Annotated in this window: 15 protein-coding genes; 3 read left to right on the plus strand and 12 right to left on the minus strand. The window is 62.1% G+C overall.

Annotated features, from left to right (window positions below; all coding sequences use genetic code 11):
• Nucleotides 1-36 precede the first annotated feature (36 nt).
• Nucleotides 37-1473, plus strand: coding sequence for a catalase KatA (gene katA / locus ACSBQV_RS12510; protein WP_033651930.1), 1437 nt, complete (start codon nucleotides 37-39; stop codon nucleotides 1471-1473).
• A gap of 44 nt (nucleotides 1474-1517) precedes the next feature.
• On the opposite strand, the gene menE is transcribed toward katA, so the two are convergent.
• From menE to idnO, 8 genes are all read right to left on the minus strand, one after another.
• Entirely contained in the window at nucleotides 1518-2903 is a 1386-nt protein-coding gene (menE, locus tag ACSBQV_RS12515; RefSeq protein WP_099784640.1) for an o-succinylbenzoate--CoA ligase, read from the minus strand.
• On the minus strand, nucleotides 2891-3874 hold the full coding sequence (gene menC, locus ACSBQV_RS12520) for an o-succinylbenzoate synthase (protein WP_099784642.1): 984 nt from the start codon (nucleotides 3872-3874) through the stop codon (nucleotides 2891-2893). Before menC ends, menE begins: the two co-directional genes overlap by 13 nt.
• Nucleotides 3874-4731 (minus strand): 1,4-dihydroxy-2-naphthoyl-CoA synthase, encoded by an 858-nt coding sequence (menB, locus tag ACSBQV_RS12525; protein ID WP_033635308.1) that lies wholly within the window; start codon nucleotides 4729-4731, stop codon nucleotides 3874-3876. Before menB ends, menC begins: the two co-directional genes overlap by 1 nt.
• Nucleotides 4732-4742: 11 nt before the next feature.
• A complete protein-coding gene (gene menH / locus ACSBQV_RS12530) occupies nucleotides 4743-5513 on the minus strand; it encodes a 2-succinyl-6-hydroxy-2,4-cyclohexadiene-1-carboxylate synthase (RefSeq protein ID WP_099784644.1) in 771 nt (256 codons plus the stop codon).
• Nucleotides 5510-7186 carry a 2-succinyl-5-enolpyruvyl-6-hydroxy-3-cyclohexene-1-carboxylic-acid synthase gene (gene menD, locus ACSBQV_RS12535; RefSeq protein WP_099784646.1) on the minus strand — a complete coding sequence of 559 codons (1677 nt, stop codon included), beginning with the start codon at nucleotides 7184-7186 and terminating at the stop codon, nucleotides 5510-5512. The genes menH and menD overlap by 4 nt, the downstream gene beginning before the upstream one ends.
• A 380-nt stretch (nucleotides 7187-7566) precedes the next feature.
• Nucleotides 7567-7878 carry a stress response protein ElaB gene (gene elaB / locus ACSBQV_RS12540; RefSeq protein ID WP_099784648.1) on the minus strand — a complete coding sequence of 104 codons (312 nt, stop codon included), beginning with the start codon at nucleotides 7876-7878 and terminating at the stop codon, nucleotides 7567-7569.
• A gap of 81 nt (nucleotides 7879-7959) precedes the next feature.
• The gene (gene idnD, locus ACSBQV_RS12545; RefSeq protein WP_089195007.1) at nucleotides 7960-8991 is read right to left on the minus strand and encodes an L-idonate 5-dehydrogenase; all 1032 of its coding nucleotides are present in this window, start codon (nucleotides 8989-8991) and stop codon (nucleotides 7960-7962) included.
• Between the two features lie 23 nt (nucleotides 8992-9014).
• The gene (gene idnO / locus ACSBQV_RS12550) at nucleotides 9015-9779 is read right to left on the minus strand and encodes a gluconate 5-dehydrogenase (RefSeq protein ID WP_099784650.1); all 765 of its coding nucleotides are present in this window, start codon (nucleotides 9777-9779) and stop codon (nucleotides 9015-9017) included.
• Nucleotides 9780-10047: 268 nt separating this feature from the next.
• Between idnO and ACSBQV_RS12555 the strand changes: the two genes are divergently transcribed.
• Nucleotides 10048-11031 (plus strand): LacI family DNA-binding transcriptional regulator, encoded by a 984-nt coding sequence (locus ACSBQV_RS12555; protein WP_033643853.1) that lies wholly within the window; start codon nucleotides 10048-10050, stop codon nucleotides 11029-11031.
• Here ACSBQV_RS12555 and ACSBQV_RS12560 read toward each other — a convergent pair.
• Nucleotides 11011-11520: a DUF1097 domain-containing protein gene (locus ACSBQV_RS12560; RefSeq protein ID WP_033643854.1), complete on the minus strand. Its 510-nt coding sequence runs from the start codon at nucleotides 11518-11520 to the stop codon at nucleotides 11011-11013. The genes ACSBQV_RS12555 and ACSBQV_RS12560 overlap by 21 nt on opposite strands.
• Before the next feature lie 130 nt (nucleotides 11521-11650).
• Nucleotides 11651-12886 carry an MFS transporter gene (locus ACSBQV_RS12565; protein WP_060660434.1) on the minus strand — a complete coding sequence of 412 codons (1236 nt, stop codon included), beginning with the start codon at nucleotides 12884-12886 and terminating at the stop codon, nucleotides 11651-11653.
• 288 nt (nucleotides 12887-13174) lie between these two features.
• On the opposite strand from ACSBQV_RS12565, the gene ACSBQV_RS12570 reads away from it, so the two are divergent.
• Complete coding sequence (locus ACSBQV_RS12570) at nucleotides 13175-14050, plus strand: LysR family transcriptional regulator (RefSeq protein ID WP_099782595.1); 876 nt, start codon at nucleotides 13175-13177, stop codon at nucleotides 14048-14050.
• A 59-nt stretch (nucleotides 14051-14109) separates the two neighbouring features.
• Here the strand turns inward: ACSBQV_RS12570 and nuoN are convergent, their stop codons facing one another.
• Together nuoN and nuoM are read right to left on the minus strand one after the other, a co-directional pair.
• Nucleotides 14110-15567, minus strand: a complete 1458-nt coding sequence (nuoN, locus tag ACSBQV_RS12575) for an NADH-quinone oxidoreductase subunit NuoN (RefSeq protein ID WP_033635324.1) — start codon at nucleotides 15565-15567, stop codon at nucleotides 14110-14112.
• A 6-nt stretch (nucleotides 15568-15573) separates the two neighbouring features.
• Nucleotides 15574-17103, minus strand: a complete 1530-nt coding sequence (gene nuoM, locus ACSBQV_RS12580) for an NADH-quinone oxidoreductase subunit M (protein ID WP_033643857.1) — start codon at nucleotides 17101-17103, stop codon at nucleotides 15574-15576.
• Nucleotides 17104-17183 lie beyond the last annotated feature (80 nt).

A 17183-nucleotide genomic window follows, 5' to 3' on the forward strand; every position in this document is an offset into this window, starting at 1 on the left:
GTCTTTACTTAACTGCACTACGATAAGGAGCAAGTGATGAGCAAGAAAGGACTGACCACCGCAGCCGGCGCCCCGGTTGTCGATAACAATAACGTGATCACCGCGGGCAAACGCGGCCCGATGCTGTTGCAGGACGTGTGGTTCCTGGAAAAACTGGCCCACTTCGACCGCGAGGTCATCCCCGAGCGCCGCATGCACGCCAAAGGATCCGGCGCCTACGGCACCTTTACCGTCACCCATGACATCACCCGCTACACGCGCGCCAAGATCTTCTCCGAAATCGGCAAGCAGACCGACATGTTTATCCGCTTCTCCACCGTCGCCGGTGAGCGCGGCGCGGCCGACGCCGAACGCGACATTCGCGGTTTTGCCATGAAGTTCTATACCGAAGAAGGCAACTGGGATTTGGTGGGCAACGATACGCCGGTGTTCTATCTGCGCGATCCGCTGAAATTCCCCGATCTTAATCACGTGGTGAAACGCGATCCGCATACCAACCTGCGTAATCCGGTGTACAAGTGGGATTTCTTCTCTCACCTGCCGGAATCGCTGCACCAGCTGACCATCGACTTCAGCGATCGCGGCATTCCCAAGTCCTACCGCCACATGCACGGTTTCGGCAGCCACACCTTCAGCTTTATCAATGCCGCCAACGAGCGCTTCTGGGTGAAATTCCACTTCCGCTGCGAACAAGGCATTGAAAACCTGATGGATGAAGAAGCGGAAGCGATCATCGCCAAGGATCGCGAAAGCTCACAGCGCGATTTGTTCGATGCGATCAAACGCGGCGACTTCCCGCGCTGGAAACTGCAGATCCAGATCATGCCGGAGCATGAGGCCTCGCAGACGCCGTATAACCCGTTCGATCTGACCAAGGTCTGGCCGCACGGCGACTACCCGCTGATCGACGTCGGCTTTTTCGAGCTGAACCGCAACCCCGACAACTACTTCTCCGAGGTCGAGCAGGTGGCGATGAACCCCGCTAACGTGGTGCCGGGCATCAGTTTCTCGCCGGATAAAATGCTGCAGGGCCGCCTGTTCTCCTATGGCGATGCGCACCGCTACCGCCTGGGCGTCAACCACCATCAGATCCCGGTGAACGGCGCCAAATGCCCGTTCCACAACTATCATCGCGACGGCGCGATGCGCGTGGACGGCAACAGCGGCAACGGCGCAACCTACGAACCGAACAGCTTCGGCCTGTTCCAAGAGCAGCCGGACTTCAGCGAACCGCCGCTGAGCATTGAAGGCGCGGCCGACCACTGGAATCATCGTGAAGACGACGATTACTACAGCCAGCCGCGCGCGCTGTTCAACCTGCTGAGCGCCGAAGAGCACCAGCGCATGTTCACCCGCATCGCCGGCGAACTGTCGCAGGTGCCGGAACACATCCAGCGCCGTCAGGTCGAGCTGTTCACCAAGGTGCACCCGGACTACGGCGCCGGCGTCGCCAAGGCGTTGGGACTGAAATAACCCGCCGTCATCATTCGCTCAGCCGCCCTTTCGGGCGGCTTTTTTTATGCCTGACGCAGGCGCTCCGCCACCCACGCCTGCAACCGGCGGCGCGAAATCTTGATGCCGCCGTTTTTCAGCTCGTCAGGCAGCGGAAGCAATGCCGTCGGGCGTTGGAAATTGGCGAGCTTATCCTGCGACCAGGCGAGCAGCGTCGCCAGCGACAGCGACGGATCGCCGTCGATCACCGCCACCGGCCGCTGACCGAATTCGGCGTCCGCCACCGGCACTACAAACGCCTGCGTGATCTGCGGATGCGCCGCCAGCACGCGTTCGATATCTTCCGGCTGCACCCCTTCGCCGCCGCTGAAAAACAGGTTGTCCAACCGGCCGAGAATTCGCAGTTCCCCCTCGATCATCGCGCCGCGATCGCGGGTCGGGAACCAGCCCTGCTCATCGGCCAATGGTTGCAGATGGCCATGACGCCAGTAGCCAAGCGCCAGGCTGTCGGCGCGGATCCAGACCTCTTCATCCACCAGTTTTACTTCGCGACCATCGAGCGGCAGGCCGACGCCCGGCCGCGCATCGGCGCGCTTGGCGCAAACCGTGGAGGCCAGTTCGGTCAGCCCGTAGCCGCACCAGCAGCGGATCCCCGCCGCCTCCGCCCGCTCGGTCAGTTCCACCGGGATCATCGCGCCGCCGAGCAGCACCGCCTTCAGCGTCATGCCCGCCAGCGGTTGCGCCAGCAGCCGCCACAGCTGGGTCGGCACCAACGAGGCATGCGTGCATCCCGCCAACGCCTCGTTCAGCGGGTGCATCTCGCGCACCGCCAACCGGGCGCCCGCCGCCAGCCAGCGCCAGACAATGCCCTGTCCGGAGACGTGAAACAGCGGCAATGACAGCAGCCAGCAATCCTCGCGCTGAAACGCCATCAGCCCCAACACCCCGGCGGCGCTGGCCAGATGGTTGGCATAGCTGTGCGCGGCCGCTTTCGGCATGCCGCTGGAACCGGAAGTCAACGTCAGCGTCGCCAGACGCTGCGCATCCCACGTCGGCAGGTCTGGCCAACGCGGCTCGGTCGACGGCGGGGTCAATCGAATCACGTCTTCCGGCAACGCCGGCAACGAGTCCGGGCCGAAGACAAAGGTCATACCCAATTCCGGCAACAGCTGCGCCAGCAGCGGCGTCGGCAAGGCGGGATTGAGCGGCAACAGGCGTGCGCCGCACTGCAACAGCGCCAGATAGGCCAGCAGCAGTGGATAGCTGTTTTTACCGCACAGCGCCACGCCGCAGCCCGGTTCAACGCCCTGATGCTGGAAATCCGCCGCCAGCTCATCCACCTGGCTCTGCAACGCCAGCCAGCTCAGCGGTTGTTCGCCGAGCATCAGCGCCGTCGCCTGCGGCTGAGTGCGCGCCCAGTGTCGCCACGGCCAATCGTTCAACGGCGCCATAGGCACTCCAGCGCCGAGACATCCAGCAGCGGCAACGCGCTGCCCGGCCACGGGCGCAGCACCTGCGCCTGCATCAACCCCAGCGTGTCCAGGCCCGGCACGGTATCCGGCGTCAGCCAATGGGCGATGCGCGCCAGTTGGGTCAACCCCAGGCTGGATTCGAGGCTGGAGCTGATCACCGCCGTCAGGCCCACCGCGTGCGCCTGCGCCACCAGCGTCTGGCAACGCGCCAGGCTGCCGACCAGCGTCGGCTTGAGCACGATGGCCGCCACGCCCGGCTCGGCCTGCACCACAAAGTCCGCCTCCCGCACGCTCTCATCCCAGGCGATGGCGATACCGGTCGCCCGGGCGAAGTCGCGCGATTCATCACGGGTCTTGCAGGGCTCTTCCAGGAAGGCGATGCGATCGCGCCACGCCGGGTTAACGTACCTGGCGAAGCCGTCGGCCTTGGCGCGGGTCCAGCTGCGGTTGGCGTCCAGCCGCAGCCGCAGATCCGGCAGCGCCTCCAGCAACACGTTGACGATCATGCCGTCCCGCACCGCCTCATACAGCCCCACCTTCACCTTGGCGACTTTCTCACCCGGCAAAGCGTTCAATGTTTCGAACAGCTCATCCGGATCGCCGGTGCACAGCGGCGCCTTGCGAAAATCCGCCTGCATCGGCAAACGCTGCTCCAGCTCGGCCTGCGCACAGCTGAGCCCAAAGGCCACCGAGGGCAGCGGGCTGTCATCCGGTTCGTTGCCCGCCAACCAGGCCTGCAGCCAGCCCAACGCGGCCTGTTCGGCCTGCGCCAACGTTTCCCGGCTGAATTCCGGCAGCGGCGCGATCTCGCCCCAACCTTCACGCTCGCCCTGACGCAGCTGCACCACCCATCCGTCACGCGTTTTCAACCGTTGATTGCGCAGCACCACGCCCGCCTCCATCGGCAGGCTGTAACGGTATAGCGCCGCGCTGCGGTTTGCCCCGTTCATTACGGGTTACGCTTGAATTTGCTGAAGTCAGGTTGGCGCTTCTCGTTGAACGCGTTGCGCCCTTCCTGCCCTTCGTCGGTCATGTAGAACAGCATGGTGGCGTTGCCCGCCAGCTCCTGCAAACCGGCCTGGCCGTCGCAGTCGGCATTCAGCGCCGCCTTCAGGCAGCGCAGCGCCATCGGGCTGTTCTGCAGCATTTCGCGGCACCAGCGCACCGTCTCTTTTTCCAGATCGGCCAGCGGCACGACGGTATTGACCAGGCCCATGTCCAGCGCGGCGGCGGCGTCGTACTGGCGGCACAGGAACCAGATTTCGCGCGCCTTCTTCTGGCCGACGATGCGCGCCATGTAAGACGCGCCCCAGCCGCCGTCGAACGAGCCCACTTTCGGGCCGGTCTGGCCGAAGATGGCGTTATCCGCCGCGATGGTCAGATCGCACATCATGTGCAGCACGTGGCCGCCGCCGATCGAATAGCCGGCCACCATCGCCACCACCGGCTTCGGGCAGGTGCGGATCTGGCGCTGGAAGTCCAGCACGTTGAGGTGATGTACGCCGCTGTCGTCGCGATAGCCGCCGTAGTCGCCGCGCACTTTCTGATCGCCGCCGGAGCAGAAGGCCTTATCGCCAGCGCCGGTTAGAATAATGACGCCGATGCCGTCGTCGTAACGGGCGTTGGCCAGCGCGTCGATCATCTCTTTGACCGTTTGCGGACGAAACGCGTTGCGCACCTGCGGCCGGTTGATGGTGATTTTGGCGATGCCGTCGGCGGACTTGTGATACAGAATGTCTTCGAAATCGCCGGTGCAATCCTGCCAGGCGATAGCGGCATACAGCTGTTCTTCATTCGGATAAAGCATGTTCGGTTCCTTTAACCAGGGTTAACGAGAAAGGTCTGCAGCTCGGCGACGAAATCCTGCGGATTGGCCAGATGCGCGTTGTGGCCGGCCTGCGGCACGATGCGCAACGGCAACCCGGCGTCGCGCGCCAGCCGTTGAAATTTGGGGTCGTTCTCACCGCACAGCACCCGCAGCGGCACGGTCAGTTGGCGCAGCTGCGGCGCCAGATAAGGCTGTCTGCCGAGCGATGTGGCTTCGAGCATGTCGGCAATCGCCGGGCCGCTGTTGACCGAACGCGCGGCGATCAGCGCCTGGCGGTGCACATGGCTAAGCTCTTTGAACACCGGTTGCTGATACCAGTCCGCCAGGACTTCGGCAATCGCCTCACTGCGAAAACGCGCCGCCCATCGCGCATCCTGCTCGCAACGATCGCGGCGCTGTTGTTCGTCCTCAAGCCCCGGGTTGCCGCCCTCGACGATCACGCCTTGCAGGCCGTCATGGCGGCCGTGGCAAGCGTGATACATGGCGATGCGCCCGCCGAGCGAGTAGCCCACCAGCCAATAACGTTCAATATTGCGCAGTTGCAGGGTCGCGGCGATTTGCGCGCTGATGTCGTCGAAGCCGCGGCAGCTCACCGCCACGGAATCGCCGTGGCCGGGCAGATCGATGGCCAGCGACGGCCATTCCGGGCAACGCGCGGCGATCACCCTCCATTCATTGTTGTTGCCCAGCAGGCCGTGCAGCCATACCAGCCACGGACGCCCCGCTTCGCCCTGTTGCAAAATTCGCGTCGCCAGCATCATTGCACCGCCATCTGTTGCACCAGGTATTGCAGGCTTTCGGCCCCTGCGCTCGGCGACACCTGCAGTTCTATCAGCGTGGCGCCGCCGCGCCGCCAGCCTTGCTCAACCGCCTGTTGCAGTTGGCGCCAGTTTTCCGGCCGCGCGTAGCCAAGCTGGAACATCGCCGCCGCGTGGCTGAACTCGACGTTCTGCGGCATGCAGTAAAAGCGTTGGCGCTCCTCGTCCGGCGTCGGCAACAGCGAGAAAATTTGGCCGCCGTTGTTATTGACGACGATCAGCACCGTCGGCGCCGAACAGTGGCGCAACAACGCCAGCGCATTGAGGTCATACAACGCGGAAAGGTCGCCCACCACCGCCAACGTCGGCCTGGCGGTGGCGCGCTGTACGCCGGCGGCGGTGGAAATCAGACCGTCGATGCCGCTGGCGCCGCGGTTGCTGAATACCGGGTAAGCGACAGGCAGCGTGGTTAACGCGTCGATCAATCGCACCACCAGGCTGTTGCCGAGAAACAGCTGGCCGTTCTCCGGCAGCAGTTCCGGCAGGCGGTGCGCCAGCTGCGCTTCGCCAAAGTTATCGTGCAGATGCGTGGACGCCGCCGTCAGCGCCTTATCCGCCAAGGCCGCCAGCCCGGCGGCCCACGGCGCGCGCGGTTGCGCCGGATGCTGCGCCAACCACTGCGCCACCCCGGCACGCAGACGCCGCCCCCGGTGCTGGGCCGGATCGAGCCGCCCCGGCAGCTCGTCGATGACCCAATACTCTTCCGGCCGACACTGCGCCTGCCACTGCAGCAAGCGTTTACCGGTCAGACTGCCGCCGAACTGCACCACCAGCTGCGCGTCTTGCAACACGCGCTGCGCCTGCGGATGAGCGAGCCATAAATCGGCGCAGGGCAGCGGTTGCCCGGTCTGCGACAGCACATCGCCGATCAGCGGCCAGCCCAGCGTCTCGGCCCAGTCGGCCACCTGTGCGCCCTCTTCCGCGCTCATGCGGCCGGCCAGCACCACGCCGCGTTTTTGCCGCCAGAAGAACCAGTCCGGCTGCGGCGACGGCGCCGCACGCGTCTCACTTTCCTGCAGCCAAGGCCGATCGCTCTGCCACCAGTCGCCCAGCGCGGCGGACCAATCGGCATACTGACGTTCATCACCGCCGTACAGCGGTTCGGCGAACGGGCAGTTAATATGCAACGCGCCGTGCTGCAGGCGCGCCATCGCGCTGTCGACGCTGGAGGCCAGCCACGCGGCCGGAATATCCGGCGTAGGACGCGGCAGATCGATCGCCAACGTCGGGTGGCTGCTGTAGAGGCCGTTTTGACGGATCGCCTGATTGGCGCCGCAGTCGATCAGTTCCGGCGGCCGATCGGCGGTGAGAAACACCAGCCGCTCACCGGTCAGGCCGGCCTCGATTAAAGCCGGGTAAAGGTTCGCCGCCGCGGTACCGGACGTGACAATCACCGCTACCGGCTCACGCGCCGCCTTCGCCAGCCCAAGCGCCAAATGGCCAAGCCCGCGTTCATCAAAGTGGGTATGACAGATAAAAGATCGGTTGGCCGCAGCGGCCAGCGTCAACGGCGTGGAGCGCGATCCCGGAGCGATACAAACATGCCGCACCCCATGGCGGGCCAGCGCCTCGAGCAGCACAGCCGCCCACCGGCGATTAAAAACACTTGTCGACATAGTTCGCTCACAAGTCAGTTAGCAGAGATCGTCCCCGGCGCAGCCGACGGACGCCGCGCCTGTAGTTACGCTCTGTATTATATGAGGTGTTATTTTCACGGCTTTTGCGCCAGCGCAAAAACGCCGTATATCCCTGGGTGTTTACACCAGATAATTATTTGATTTAGAACAAAAAATAAACAATAAATACACAAACACTTTACACCTGCGGCGACATGGTCTCAATCCGTCCGCACAAAAAACAGGGGAATAGCGCCCCGCCTGCGGCGGCTAGCGGAAAGTATAGGCGGGATATGGAAGAACTATCGGAGAAACAGCGGGATGAAGAACACAGTCTGCAGAAAAGAACGAGGCGGCTTGCGCCGCCCCTGGGGCGTAATTTATTTGCGGGCCAGCAGCAGCCCCAGCACCAGCCCGACGGTGGCGCCGATGCCCACGCTGTGCCAGGGTTTATCCCGCACATAGTCGTCGGTGCGGTGCACCACTTCTTTGGCGCGGGCATAGTAGGATTCGCCGGTGTTCACCCAGCGCGCCTTGACCTCACTCAGCGCCTGCTCGGCGTGCGACTTGATGTCGATGTAGGCCTGATCCGCGCGATCGCCGCTGTATTGCAACACTTCTTCCAGCGTTTCGGTCAGCATTCTCAGATCGTCATCCAGCGTAGTTTGCTCAGCATCCGTATGTCTTGCCATCGTGAGATCTCCGTGGTTGAAAAATTAAGCGTTCCTACACTATAGACAACGATCGTCACCTGCGGCCATCGGACTTTTACCCTAAAACACTAATTGCACCTTGGCGGCCTGGCGCTTGTCGCCGGCAAACTCCAGCGCCTGCGCCAGTTGGTCCCCGGCGAACTCCGCCGACAGCAGCGGCAGCGGATCGACCACATCGCCGGCCAGCCAGGCCACCGCCAGCGCGAATTCCTCCACGAAGCGGAAGGAGCCGAGCAGATTCAACTCCTTGGCGATCAACAGCATCAGCGGGAAATCAGGGAAGCTGCCGCCCATCCCGACCTGCACGACGGTGCCCTTGGCGCGCGTGACTTCCAGGCAGCGCTGCAGCGACGTCGGATGCCCTGCTGCCTCGAAAGCAATGTCGAAATAGCCTTTGTGTTGCTGATATACGCTGAAATCGTCGTCTGCGGCATGCAGACAGCGGTCCGCCCCCATCTGGCCGGCGAGCGCCAGACAGCGCGGGCTGAGATCGGCGCAGACGATCTCGGCGGCGCCCAGCGCTTTCAGCGCCGCCACCAGCAAACAACCGATCGGGCCGACGCCGGACACGAAAACCGTTTTACCCTTCACCGCACCGGGCTGTTTCGCCGCGTGGATCGCCACCGCCAGCGGTTCGGCGAATACCATCACCCTGTCGTCGCGATCAGCGGCGTAAGGAATGCACTGCGCACTATCCACCACCTTGTATTGGGTGAAAGCACCGTCGACGTGCGGGAAATACATCGCACTGCCGAAAAAGCGCATGTCAACGCACTGATTGCTTTGCTGCGCCAGACAATATTTGCACTGCCCGCAGGGTTTGCTGGGATTGAGCGCCACCTTCTGCCCGATCGCCAGCTGCGGTGAATCGCTGGCGACCACCTCGCCGATCGCCTCGTGGCCCAGCACCATCGGCTGACGTACCTGAAAATTGCCGACCTTCCCTTCCTGAAAGTAATGCAGGTCCGAGCCGCAGATGCCGCCGCGGCGGATTTTCACCAGCGTGCCCTGCCCCTGATAATTCACTTCTTGCGCGATCACCGCCACGTCGCGTTTGCCGTTAACCATGCAGGACTGGGTTTGAATTTTCATCTCAACACTCCACGAAAGAGGGATTACACCGCGGCGGACATGCCGCCATCGACAAACAGCAGTTGCCCGTTGACGAAGCTGGAAGCGTCGGCGGCTAGGAACACCGCCGCGCCGATCAGCTCCTGTGGATCCCCCCAACGCGCGGCGGGCGTGCGCTGGGTCAGCCAGGCGGTAAAGGCCGGGTCGTCGGCCAACGCCTGCGTCATCTCGGTTTTGAAATAGCCGGGGGCGATGCCGTTGACCTGAATGTTGTAACGCGCCAACTCCACGCACATGCCGCGCGTCAGCATTTTCACCGCCCCTTTGGACGCCGCGTAAGGGGTGATGGTGTCCCGCCCCAGCTCGCTTTGCATCGAGCCGATATTGACGATCTTGCCGCGCCGGCGCGGCACCATGTAACGGGCCACGGTCTGCGACACGATGAAGACCGCCTTCTGGTTGACGGCGATGATGTCGTCCCAGTCTTGCTCCGGGAACTCGGTGAAGGGATGACGGCGCTGGATGCCGGCGTTGTTGATCAACACGTCTATCGCGCCGATGTCCGCTTCGATACGGCCGATGGCGGCATGCACCGCCTGAGAGTCGGTGACGTCGAACGCCGCCGCGTCGGCGCGCAGCCCCTCTTCGCGCAGGCGATCGGCGGCGTGCCGGGCATGTTCTTCGGTGGTGGCGTTGACCAGAATATGCGCGCCTTGCTGCGCCAGGCCGCGCGCCAGCAGAAAACCGATGCCGCGCGAGGCGCCGGTGATCAAGACGGTTTTGTTATCCAGAGAAAACAGGTTGTTCATGGTAATTCCCGGCCTTCAGGCCTCCAATCGGACAGGCCTCTATCTCAGCCGATTGTTACCGGTAAAAACGTGATGGAAATCACTGAAAATAATGTTACGAAACCCTGTTACCCTTAACGTGAACTCACGCAGACAGCAAGAGAACAAAGCCAATTTATCCAATTGAAAAATAGCCACTTTCAATAAAATCGCATGCGTTGTTATCACCAAATCGATTTGTTAACATACCGCTATCCACCCTTGCCGCGCCGCCCGTTAAGGCTACCGAATGAAACACCCCCGCGTAACGCTACAGGACATCGCGCAATTGGCCGGCGTGACCAAAATGACCGTCAGCCGTTTTCTGCGCACGCCGGACAAAGTGGCGGCCGACACCGCTGAACGCATTGCGCAGGTCATGCGGGAGCTGAACATCACTGACGCCGATACCGCACAGGCCGGCAGAAAACCGCGCATCGGCGTGTTGATCCCCTCTTTCAATAACCAGATTTTCGCCGATCTGCTGGCCGGCATCGAATCCGTCACCCAGGCGCGGGGTTATCAAACGCTGGTGGTGAACTACGATTACAGCCCGCAGCGGGAAGAAGAGCAGATTGCACAACTGCTGGCTTATCCAATCGCCGGGCTAATCCTCACCGATTCGGCGCACACCTTGCGCGCGGAGACCTATCTCGCCGCCGCGAAAATTCCCATCGCGCAGGTGATGGATCTCGACGCGCCGCCGGGGCGGATCGCAGTGGGATTTGACAATGAACAGGCGGGGTATGACATGACCGCCGCGCTGCTGGCCAGCGGCAAACGCCATATCGTTTACTTTGGCGCCATGTCCGACGCCCGCGACATTAAACGTTACCAGGGTTACTGCCGCGCCATGGCGGCTCAGGGGCAAACGCCGCGCCAGATCACGCCGCATCGAGTCTCATCGGTTTCGATCGGCGCCGACATGCTGGCGATGGCGCGCGAACGCTACCCGCAGTTGGACGGTATCCTGTGCACCAACGACGATTTGGCGGTAGGCGTGTTGCAGGCCTGCCTGCGTCTCGGCGTGCGCGTGCCGCAGGAGGTTGCGCTATCGGGTTTTCACGGTCTGGATATCGGCCAGGCGACCACGCCGGGCATCGCCAGCGTGATCACGCCGCGCTTTGAGATGGGTAAGGCCGCCAGTGAACTGTTGCTGCAGCGGATCGCGGGCGAGCCCTGCGCCGAGCGTCTCGATCTGCACTACCGCCTCTCACTCGGCGGCACCGTTTGAGCCGGCATGCCGGCTGACCGGCTGTGCGGCGCGGGCTTTTTCGCTGCGCGCCGCCCACCACAGCCCGCTGTTTTTCATCGCATAGCCGAATAGCAGGCCCACCAGCAAAGAGAGCGTCACCAGCGGCCAGTCGCCGCCGCCGGCGAAGGTCGCACAGGCGCCGATAAAGGTGCCGGGCACGAACCCCAGCCATTGCTGTTTGGCCTGTATGCACATCAAGAACGCCACGGCGCCGGTCAGCAGATACCCCAGCAAATTCCATTGCGGCGCCAGTTCGCTGCCGTGGATGATGACCATTGCCCAGAAAACGCCGCTGCAGCAGGTCAACGCGCCGATCAACAGCCCTTTCAGGCCGCCCTGCGGGCAGGCGAAATAGGCCGTGCAGCCGAGAAAACCGGCCCAACCGATCAGGCCCAGACTGACGGCAACCCATCCCCAAACGCCGGACAGGATCCCGGTGGTGACGGCAATGGCGAAAAGAACGTTCATAAAGTGACCTGCAGCAAAAAGAAAGCGCGCAGTTTACCCGAAAACAGGCCAATTTATGCTATACAAATCACATCATAAATGTAATTAAAGAATCATTAATTATAAAAAATAGATATTCATCACAAAATAATTAGCAAGGGAATCCCACCCGGGACGTTTTCCATGCCAGCAACAGGCACACTGCGCTGCTGCTCAAGAACAGCAAATGGGTCGCCTGCTGCAGATCGACGCGATCGACCACCACGCCCAGCAAGATCGGCACCCAGTTGGCGATATAAGCGATAACGTAAAACAGAGAAAGCAAACGCGCATGGCTGGTCGGCGGCGAAATCAAGTTAACCAGGGTCGCGCTGCCGACGAAAATGGCGCCGTAAGCATAGCCGGCCACCACCAGCCCCACCGCCGCCAGCCCCAGAGAATGCCACTGGATCGCCATGGCGAACACCACTGCCGCCAGCACCTGCGCCAGGCAACCGAACAACAGCGAATGACGGGCGTTAACGCGGCGGCTCAGGATCTGGCTGATGCCGGCGATCAGCAGATACACCGCAATCGCATAGCCAAAGACGCCACGCTGGTGCATGCCTAACAGCGTTTCCGCCACGCCGGGGCCGATTGCCAAAATACTGGCGGCCAGCGCCCAACAGACAAACAGCGCGCCGGCGCACACAAAGAATTTACCGCCGGTAGCGCGCAGGCCATCGAGCAGCGTGCTTTTTTCCTGTTCGGCCGGCGCAGCTCGGGCCGGCGACGCAACCTGGCCACGCGGCCACAGCAGCATGACGCCCAACGCCGCCATGGCGGCAATGGCCATGATGAAAACGAACGGCAGCGTCGTGGGATGAAAACCGGTCTGCAAAGCGATGCCGCTGAAGATCGGCCCCAGCGCTAATCCGGTGGTGAATGACAGCGTTGCGATTAACGCCGCGCTTTTACCGCCGTCGCGCGGCCCAAACCGCACCAACGCGATGTTCGCCGCGCCGGTCAGCGCCCCGGTGCCTACCCCGGCCAGCAGCCGCGCCATCAGCATCATGGCAAAGGTATCAGCCAGCGCGAACAGCAGCGCGCCGCTCAACACCACCAGCAACGCCGGCACGATCATGCTGCGTAAATCCTTTACTTTGCCGGCCAGATTGCCGACGCCGAACAAAGAGATCAGCACGCCGGCGGCATAGGCGCCGTAGATGACGGTCAGACTGACCGAGCTTAGCGCAAGCTGCTGCTGATACAGCGGATAAAGCGGCGTCGGCGCGCTGCTGTTCAGCAATGCCGACATCAAAGCCAGCGCCAGGAACAGTAAAATGGCCGTGCGCGACGCCTGTGCGTTTGCTGGCGCCGCGTCCTGGATGGCGGTATTTTCTGACATGCTTCCACTCCCAAAGTCGGCAGGCGGCGGCCTGCCATCGTCGTCTTTCCTCACCCGGTCTGCCGGGAACGGCGCTTATCATAGCGTTACGACGACGGGCGAAGTATCGTCAAGAATGAATCACCCTGATGCATTCTTGCATCACCGGAGAAATAACCGCCGATGTGCGTGCCGTTGACCGTCTTTCTCTCCCTCCAGGCGGAACAACGCTTTATGATAGATACCGGTATCGTTCGCCCGGCCCGCACTGCTCCCCTGGCGCCGACAAATCTGCAGAGAGGAAATGGCATGATGAATTGGGATGACGCGCGCTTCTTTCTGGCCGTCGCGCGCTGCGGCACGTTACGTAAAGCCGCCAACCAGCTGCAGGTTGATCAGGCGACCGTCGGCCGACGTCTCACCGCCCTGGAAAACTCGCTGGGTTCGAAATTGTTTATCCGCACGCCAAAATCCTTCTCCCTCAGCCCGCTGGGCGAATCCATGCTGGCGGACATGATGAAGATGGAAAATGCCGTGCAGGCGATCGCTCGCAAAGCCGCCGGCGGCGACGAAAGTCTGTGCGGCAACGTGCGCATCGCCACCACCGATACCCTGGCCGAAGCCTTCGTGATACCGGCGCTGCAAGATCTGCGGCAACGCTATCCGGCCATCACCGTCACGCTGTTGACGGCGCTGAACATCACCGATATCGCTTACCACAGCGCGGATTTGGCGATCCGCGGCGCGCGCCCCGATGACGATGAGCTGATCATCAAACGCTTAGCCACTATCGAAATGGGCCTGTACGCCAGCCCGCACTATCTGGCGCAACGCGGCATGCCGGTCAAAGGCGAGCAGCTGCGCGGCCACGATCTGCTGATGTTCCCGCGCGAACTGGTGCCGCGCCACTGGAGCAATTTCGGCGGCGAGACCCTGTACGAGCCCAACGCCGTGCTGCAATGCAATTCGCAGCTGTTGTTACGTTCGGCCACCCGCAGCGGGCTGGGCATCGGGCTGCTCTTGTCGTGCCTGGCCGACCACGACCCGGAACTGGTGCGCCTCTTTCCCGAGAGCAAAGACTGGGTGGATATCTGGCTGGTGCTGCACCCCGATTTGCAACGCGCCGCTCGCGTGCGCGCGGTGGTGCAGGCGCTGGAAACGTCGTTTAGCGCCCATTACGACTGAGTGCCGTTTCTCCATAAAAAAAGGCCGCCGAAGCGACCTTTTTACCGTCTGAAGCGTTATCAGAACGTCGGCTGAGCCATCTGCACCAGCGAAATCAGCGGCTGAGGATAAACCCCCAACAGCAGCACCAGCGCGGCTGAGATCAGCACCACGACGCCACCGGCGGTCAACGCCCAGTTGTTCGGGGTGTCGCGCTGCAGCGATTCCGGCGCGCTGAGGAACAGACTGACGGTCACGCGCAGGTAGTAATACAGGCCGATGGCGCTGCCTACCACGACTGCGCCGGTCAGCCACCACAGGTGCGCGCTGACGCCCATCGCGATCACGAAGAACTTACCGATAAAGCCCAGCGTCATCGGGATACCGGCCAGCGACAGCATCATCACCGTCATTACCGCGGACAAGATTGGCTTGTGCCAGAACAGACCACGGTAAGAGAACAGCGAATCCGCATCCGGGCCGCGGTATGGGCTGGACATCAGGCTGACCACGCCGAAGGCGCCCAGGCTGCTGAACAGGTAACCGGCCAGATAAACGCCGGCGGTTTCCAGCGACAGCTGATGGGTTTGCACCGCAATCAGCGCCACCAGCAGGTAGCCCAGATGAGCGATCGACGAGTAGCCCAGCAGACGCTTGATGTTGGTCTGGCTGATGGCCATCAGGTTACCGAACAAGATGGAGCAGAACGCGATGATCGACAATACCATGCGCAGCGCTTCGTTGTCGGCGGCCGGGGCATACAGGAACAGACGCATCACGACCGCAAAGATCGCGATCTTGCTGGCGGTCGCCAGGAAGGTCGAGACCGGCGCAGGCGCGCCCTGATAAACGTCCGGCGTCCACAGTTGGAACGGCACCAGCGACAGCTTGAAGCCCAGACCGACGATCATCATGCCCATGCCGGCCAGGATCAGCGGCTGGTGCATCATGTTTTCCTGCAGGCTCTTGCCGAGGCCGGCCAGCGACAAATCGCCGGATTCGGCGTACAGCAGCGCCATGCCGAACAGCAGGAACGACGACGCGGCGGCGGACAGCAGCATGTACTTGATGGCGGCTTCCAGCGGGCGCTTCTGGCGGTAGGCATAGCCCACCAGGCCGAACAGCGGCAGCGAGATCAGCTCGATACCGATGAACAGCGAAGCCAGATGGTTGGCGCTCGCCAGCAGGATGCCGCCCATGGCGGCGATCAGCACCAGCAGGTAGAACTCTTCGCGGTTATCCGGATAGCCGACCAGCCACGGATACGCGAAGGTGCAGGTCGCCAGACTCGCCAGCAGCACCAGCCCGGTGTAGAACATCGAGTAGCCGTCAACCCGCAGCAGCGGGGTGACGTCCATTGGGCCTGCCTGGCCGACAAAGTACAGCGAAAGCAGCGCCAGGTTGAGACCGATCACGGTCAGGGTGGCGTTGATAAAGTGGTCGCGTCGCCACGCAATGCCTAGCATCACAACCACCACCGTCAATCCGACGATCAACAGCGGCAGCAGTGCGATCAGTTGTTGAGGAGTTATTGTCATGGCGAATTACGGCCTTGTTGTTGAAATTGCTGAAACTGACGAACCAAACCAGTGTTGCACGTTGCTCATCGCCGCGTTGGAAGTATCCAGAATCGGCTGCGGGTAAACCCCCAGCAGAACCAGCAACACCACCAGCAGCAGAATGATGAACAGTTCGCGCGCGGTCATGCCCTGCAGCGGCTGGTCGGATTTAGGCGCACCGTAGTAAGCGCGCTGCATCATGATCAGCGAGTAAACCGAAGCGAACACCAGACCGAAGGTGGAGATCACGGTGATCACCGGCACCACCTGGTAGCTGCCGAACAGAATCATGAATTCGCCGACGAAGTTACCGGTACCCGGCATCCCCAGCGTAGCCACGGCGAAGAACAGCGACAGCGCAGGGATGAACTTGATGCGCCCCCACAGGCCGCCCATCTGGCGCATGTCGCGCGTATGCAGACGCTCATACAGCTGGCCGCAGATGATAAACATGCCGGCGGCGGACAGGCCGTGCGCGATCATCTGGATAACCGCGCCCTGGTAAGCCAGCTGGCTGCCGGTGTAGATGGCGATCAGCACGAAGCCCATGTGCGATACCGAGGTGTAAGCGATAAGGCGCTTAATGTCGGTCTGCGCGAACGCCATCCAGGCGCCGTAGAAGATGCCGATCACGCCCAGCCACATGGCGATTGGCGCGAACTCGTGCGAAGCCTCAGGGAACAGCGGCAGGCTGAAACGCAGCAGGCCGTAGGCCGCGGTTTTCAGCAAGATGCCCGCCAGGTCGACGGAACCTGCGGTTGGCGCCTGGCTGTGCGCATCCGGCAACCAGCCGTGCAGCGGCACCACCGGCATTTTCACCGCGAAGGCGATGAAGAAGCCCAGCATCAGCATATATTGCACGTTGTGGGACATCGGCGTTTGCAGCAGGTCTTCGTAATCGAAGGTCCACACGCCGGTGGCGTTGTAGTGCACGAACACCAGGCCCAGGATCGCAATCAGCATCACCAGACCGCTGGCCTGGGTGTAGATGAAGAACTTGGTCGCCGCGGTGATGCGGGTTTTACCGTCCGACGCCTTGTGACCCCACAGCGCGATCAGGAAGTACATCGGCACCAACATCATTTCCCAGAAGAAGAAGAACAGGAACATGTCGATGGCGAGGAACACGCCGATAACGCCGCCCAGGATCCACAGCAGGTTGAGGTGGAAGAAGCCCTGATACTTCTGGATTTCACGCCAGGAACAGAGGATCGCCAGCACGCCCAGCAGACCGGTCAACACCACCATCAGCAGCGACAGACCGTCCAGCGCCAGGTGGATGGAGATGCCGAAGCGCGGGATCCACGGCAGCAGGAATTCGCTCTGCCACTGCGGAATGCCTTTCGGCGTGGTCAATGTATAGCCGCCCTGCATCCACAGCTGCAGAGAGAGCGCCAACGTCAGCCCCATTGCGATCAGCGCTATCCAGCGCGGCACCTTAGTACCGAAGCGCTCAAGCTGCCAGCACAGCAGACCGCCGATAAAGGGGATAAGAATTAGCCAAGGTAATAGCATGGCGTTTTGTGTCCCTTATACGAATAATTTCAAACTTTGTACGTAGCGCCTGCCCGGCGCTACGCCCGAAAAATGCGTCT

The sequence above is a fragment of the Serratia sp. B501 genome (assembly GCF_051172315.1).
Classification (GTDB): Bacteria; Pseudomonadota; Gammaproteobacteria; order Enterobacterales; family Enterobacteriaceae; genus Serratia; species Serratia ureilytica.

Excerpts from the sequence above, each read along its gene's own strand:
- ACSBQV_RS12555 (WP_033643853.1), top strand. The coding sequence starts at position 10,048 with ATGAAACACCCCCGCGTAACGCTACAGGACATCGCGCAATTGGCCGGC.
- idnO (WP_099784650.1), bottom strand. The coding sequence starts at position 9,779 with ATGAACAACCTGTTTTCTCTGGATAACAAAACCGTCTTGATCACCGGC.
- menB (WP_033635308.1), bottom strand. The coding sequence starts at position 4,731 with ATGCTTTATCCGAATGAAGAACAGCTGTATGCCGCTATCGCCTGGCAG.
- menE (WP_099784640.1), bottom strand. The coding sequence starts at position 2,903 with ATGGCGCCGTTGAACGATTGGCCGTGGCGACACTGGGCGCGCACTCAG.
- idnD (WP_089195007.1), bottom strand. The coding sequence starts at position 8,991 with ATGAAAATTCAAACCCAGTCCTGCATGGTTAACGGCAAACGCGACGTG.
- nuoM (WP_033643857.1), bottom strand. The coding sequence starts at position 17,103 with ATGCTATTACCTTGGCTAATTCTTATCCCCTTTATCGGCGGTCTGCTG.
- menD (WP_099784646.1), bottom strand. The coding sequence starts at position 7,186 with ATGTCGACAAGTGTTTTTAATCGCCGGTGGGCGGCTGTGCTGCTCGAG.
- katA (WP_033651930.1), top strand. The coding sequence starts at position 37 with ATGAGCAAGAAAGGACTGACCACCGCAGCCGGCGCCCCGGTTGTCGAT.
- ACSBQV_RS12560 (WP_033643854.1), bottom strand. The coding sequence starts at position 11,520 with ATGAACGTTCTTTTCGCCATTGCCGTCACCACCGGGATCCTGTCCGGC.
- ACSBQV_RS12565 (WP_060660434.1), bottom strand. The coding sequence starts at position 12,886 with ATGTCAGAAAATACCGCCATCCAGGACGCGGCGCCAGCAAACGCACAG.
- menC (WP_099784642.1), bottom strand. The coding sequence starts at position 3,874 with ATGAACGGGGCAAACCGCAGCGCGGCGCTATACCGTTACAGCCTGCCG.
- menH (WP_099784644.1), bottom strand. The coding sequence starts at position 5,513 with ATGATGCTGGCGACGCGAATTTTGCAACAGGGCGAAGCGGGGCGTCCG.
- elaB (WP_099784648.1), bottom strand. The coding sequence starts at position 7,878 with ATGGCAAGACATACGGATGCTGAGCAAACTACGCTGGATGACGATCTG.
- nuoN (WP_033635324.1), bottom strand. The coding sequence starts at position 15,567 with ATGACAATAACTCCTCAACAACTGATCGCACTGCTGCCGCTGTTGATC.
- ACSBQV_RS12570 (WP_099782595.1), top strand. The coding sequence starts at position 13,175 with ATGATGAATTGGGATGACGCGCGCTTCTTTCTGGCCGTCGCGCGCTGC.